The organism is Streptomyces sp. ID05-39B, assembly GCF_033794725.1.
GTDB classification, from domain to species: Bacteria; Actinomycetota; Actinomycetes; order Streptomycetales; family Streptomycetaceae; genus Streptomyces; species Streptomyces bobili.
Genome location: NZ_JARGEF010000417.1, coordinates 1 through 3,917, shown reverse-complemented (window position 1 = coordinate 3,917; position 3,917 = coordinate 1). Strand labels below are relative to the sequence as shown.

Genomic DNA, 3,917 nt, shown 5'->3' with positions numbered 1-3,917 from the left:
GTGCTGTGGGGGGGCGGTTGGGGGGCCTTTGCTGCCGGGGCGGGGTTCGCCCCGGCCGGCGCCCCGCCCCTTCCCGTTCCCGTCCCTGGGAGCGTCCCCAAGGGCTTCGCCCCGAGACCCCCCGACCGGCCAGAACGGCCTCGTCCGCAAGTCCCCCCGGAGGGGGTGGACCCGGACGGGCCGCAGGACGACCCCCACGTCCTCATCACCGCCGCCGTCCAGGCCGGTGATCATCCCGCCGCCGACACTCTCGCCGCCCGTTGGGAGCATGCCGCTCTCCTCGCGCACGGGGCCGGGTCGGCGGAGGTCCTGCACTGGTCCGAGGTGCGGGCGGATCTGGCGATGTTCGCGGGCGACGCGGAGCGCAGCTGCCGTACCTGGATGGCGGTCGCGTCGGCGCGACTGGCCGCGGGGCAGCCGGCCGACGCGGTACCGGTGGAGGCGGCCGTGGACCGGGCCCATCACCAGTGGGGGCGCATCACGGACCGGGACCGGGCCCGTGCTCTCGGGCCGGCGCTCGCGGAGCTGCGCGGCCGGGTTCCGGGCCGTCGGCAGGGCGCTCTGGACCACGTCCGCGAGCAGCTCCGCCACCTTCAGACGCAGAGCTGAGCGGTTCGTCACCCGTCCGGCGGTCCCGCGAGGCCGAACGCCCTGGTCACTGCTATCCAGGACGGAGGGGAACGCTCGTCAGCCGAGGAAGGTGCCACGTATGGCCACCGCCCACGCCACCGCCCACGCCACCACCCTTGCCGTCGACTTCACCCAGGGACTGGACGACGCCTGGTCGAAGATCGCGCAGTTCGTGCCGAAGCTCGTCGGATTCCTCATCATCCTCGCCATCGGCTGGTTCGTGTCGAAGATGATCACGCGGATCCTGGACCGCGTCCTGCGGAAGGTGGGGTCCGAGCGGCTCGCGGAGAAGGCGGGCACCGACCGCTATCTCCGTGACTCCAAGTACGACATGACGGGTATCGTCTGCAAGATCGTCTACTACGCCCTGATCCTGATCACCCTCCAGCTCGCGCTGGGTGTGTTCGGCGCCAACCCGGTCAGCAGGATGATCGACGGCATCGTGGCCTGGCTGCCGCGCGGCATCGTCGCCGTGGTGCTGGTCGTCGTGGCGATGGCCATCGCGAACGCGGTCCGCTCGATCGTGGCCGGCGCCCTGTCGTCGGTGTCGTACGGCGGGGCCGTCGCGACCGGTGTGTGGGCCTGCATCCTCGTGCTCGGCGTGTTCGCCGCGCTCGGCCAGGCGGGCATCGCGATGACCGTCATCCAGCCGGTGCTGTACGCGGCGCTCGCGACCGTCGCCGGCATCCTGATCGTCGGAATGGGCGGCGGCATGATCGGCCCCATGCGGCAGCGCTGGGAGCGCTGGCTGACCACCGCCGAGCGGGAGTCGTCGAACGCCCGCGGGAGCATGTCCGCCTACCAGGCGGGCCGCGCGGACGCGCTGGCCAACCAGCCGGTGCGGGAGCGGACCGACCTCAACACCGACCCCGTGCGGCGGCAGGACCCCGGCATGCCGCCCCGCTCCGACGACATGTGACGGGTGCGGGGCCTGCGCGGACGGGAGAGCGGCCGCCGTCGGAGGGCGGGGGAGTCCTTCCGACGGCGGCGGTCCGTCGTGCGCGGTGGGACTGTCAGCCGGGTTGGGCCGGGCCGTTCGCCGTGTGCGTCAGGGCACCGGGCACGCCCGGTCGGAGCGTGGGCCTACGGCTGATTCCGGCTATTTCGAGTCAGAGCGCGTCGTAGGTGGGGCTGAAGGTGATGCCGGACGGCTTGGCTCGGCTCAGCGACGTCCAGAACCGGTCGCCCTTGTCCTGGATCGGGAAGTTGGCGCTGCCCCACTCGCTGTTCTTCAGCGCGTCGTAGGCCGTGCGGTTGCTGCTCTTGAGCCTGTCCAGGGCGACCAGGGCCGGCCTGTCCCAGCCGCCGTCGCCCCAGGCCTCCGCCTGCTCGCCGGACTTGGCGAAGCGGAAGGCGTGGGTCCCGGCGCCGTCCAGGTGGTAGACGATCTTGGCGCGGTTGCCGTCGCGTTCGACGGTGTTGAACGCCTTGGTCTCGTAATTTCCGTGCGCGGACGCGGAGATGTACGACGGCTGCTCCTGGCCGCGCCTCTGCCAGACGACCACGGCCTCCCAGTCGTGGCGGTGGCCGGTGAAGGGGCCCTGGTCCTTCTCCATGTAGACGGAGTAGACGTACGCGCACCAGGTGGGGTCGCAGGCGGTGCGGACGTAGGTGTTGGCCCTGCCCAGGTAACGGCAGTCGCCGCCGGGGTCGCCGCTCGTCGCGAGGCCGCCGTTGAGGCGTCCGTCCGGGCCGACGGCGGAGGAGGCGTAGCAGCCGTCGTGGTCGTAGTCGATGTAGGGCTGGTACTTGTCCTGGTAGGCGGAGGCCTGCCAGGGCAGTGGGCCGGGGGCGGCGGCGAACGCGCTGCCCGCGAGGCCGATGGCCAGTGCGGTGGTGGTGCCGGCCACGAGGGCGGCCTTGCCGAGGCGGGACATCGTCTTGCGCGTGACTGCGGTGACTGCCTTGACTGCCTGGGGCATGAGGTCGTTCTCCACGTGCGGGTGCGGGGTCGCCCGGCCGGTCGGGCCGGGCAGCGGGCCGGTCGCTCCGGCTCGGTGCAACCGACGTTCACAGCACGGGAGTTGATTGGCACCCCTCTCCAGCAGGCCAATCAATGCAGAAACCGCTCTCTTCTTTGTTAGGACATGCTTCACTCACGTGTCATCGAGGCACCGTACGAAGGCGTATGGAGCAGCGCGGAAGCAGGTGACACATGGGGCGACCCGAGAGACCCCTGGACCCGGAGGCCGGACCCGTCCAGCGGCTGGCGCACGAACTGCGCGCCCTGCGGCGGGCGGCCGGCGGGCCGTCGTACCGGGAGATGGCCCGCGAGGCCGGGTTCTCGGCCACCACGCTGTCGCAGGCGGCGGCCGGGGAACGGCTGCCGTCGCTCGCCGTCCTCCAGGGCTACGTCCGGGCCTGCGGCGGCGATCCCGGTGACTGGGAGCCCCGCTGGAAGGAGGCCGAGTCGGCGGCCGCGATGTCCGGGGACGGGGACGACGGGGCGCCGTACCGGGGGCTGGCCCGCTTCGAGCCCGGCGACCGGCACCTCTTCTTCGGCCGCGACCGGATGATCGAGGAGCTGTGCGGGCTGGTGTCCGACCACCGCCTCGCGGTGCTGTTCGGGGCGTCCGGCAGCGGCAAGTCCTCGCTGCTGCGGGCGGGGATGATCCCCAGGCTCCGCGAGGAGATCGCCCGCCTCGGCGGTACGGCCGTCCTGCGGGTGTTCACCCCCGGCGCGCGGCCCGCGCAGACGTACGGGCGGCTGCTGGCGCCGTCCGCCGAAGCCGGGCCGGTGGGCTGGGTGGTCGTCGACCAGTTCGAGGAGGTCTTCACCCTCTGCCGGGACCGGGCCGAACGCGCCCGTTTCATCGACCTCCTGCTGGCCGCCCGCGAGCCCGCCAGCCGGCTGCGGGTCCTGCTCATCGTGCGCGCCGACTTCTACGCCCGCTGCGCCGAGCATCGGGCCCTCGCCGACGCCCTGTCAGGCGCCGGGATGCTGCTCGGCCCGATGACCGCGGACGAGCTGCGCGAGGCGGTGGTCCGTCCGGCGCAGGCGGCCGGGCTGCTCGTCGAACGGGAGCTGACCGCACGGATCGTGGAGGACGTCCTCGACCAGCCGGGCGCCCTGCCGATGCTCTCGCACGCCCTGCTGGAGACCTGGCGCCGCCGCAAGGGCCGTCTGCTCACCCTCGCCGGGTACGAGGCGGCGGGCGGGGTCCGCGGCGCCATCGCCGCCACCGCCGACGAGGTCTACGACGCCTTCTCCCCTGCTCGGGCGGAAACGGCCCGCAACCTGTTACTGCGCCTCGTCGAACCGGGCCGCTCGGGGCCGGGGCCGGGGG

Annotated in this window: 3 protein-coding genes and 1 pseudogene; 3 read left to right on the top strand and 1 reads right to left on the bottom strand. The window is 72.9% G+C overall.

Going from position 1 to position 3,917, the window contains the following annotated elements; translation table 11 throughout:
- Together P1P75_RS40375 and P1P75_RS40370 are read left to right on the top strand one after the other, a co-directional pair.
- Nucleotides 1–609, top strand: a pseudogene (locus P1P75_RS40375) (hypothetical protein); the annotation flags it as partial.
- Nucleotides 610–709: 100 nt separating this feature from the next.
- On the top strand, nucleotides 710–1,549 hold the full coding sequence (locus P1P75_RS40370; RefSeq protein ID WP_319264721.1) for a hypothetical protein: 840 nt from the start codon (nucleotides 710–712) through the stop codon (nucleotides 1,547–1,549).
- A 190-nt stretch (nucleotides 1,550–1,739) separates the two neighbouring features.
- Here the strand turns inward: P1P75_RS40370 and P1P75_RS40365 are convergent, their stop codons facing one another.
- Complete coding sequence (locus P1P75_RS40365) at nucleotides 1,740–2,552, bottom strand: NPP1 family protein (RefSeq protein WP_319264719.1); 813 nt, start codon at nucleotides 2,550–2,552, stop codon at nucleotides 1,740–1,742.
- Between the two features lie 233 nt (nucleotides 2,553–2,785).
- Between P1P75_RS40365 and P1P75_RS40360 the strand changes: the two genes are divergently transcribed.
- A partial coding sequence (locus tag P1P75_RS40360; protein ID WP_319264717.1) for a helix-turn-helix domain-containing protein occupies nucleotides 2,786–3,917 on the top strand: 1,132 nt, incomplete at its 3' end.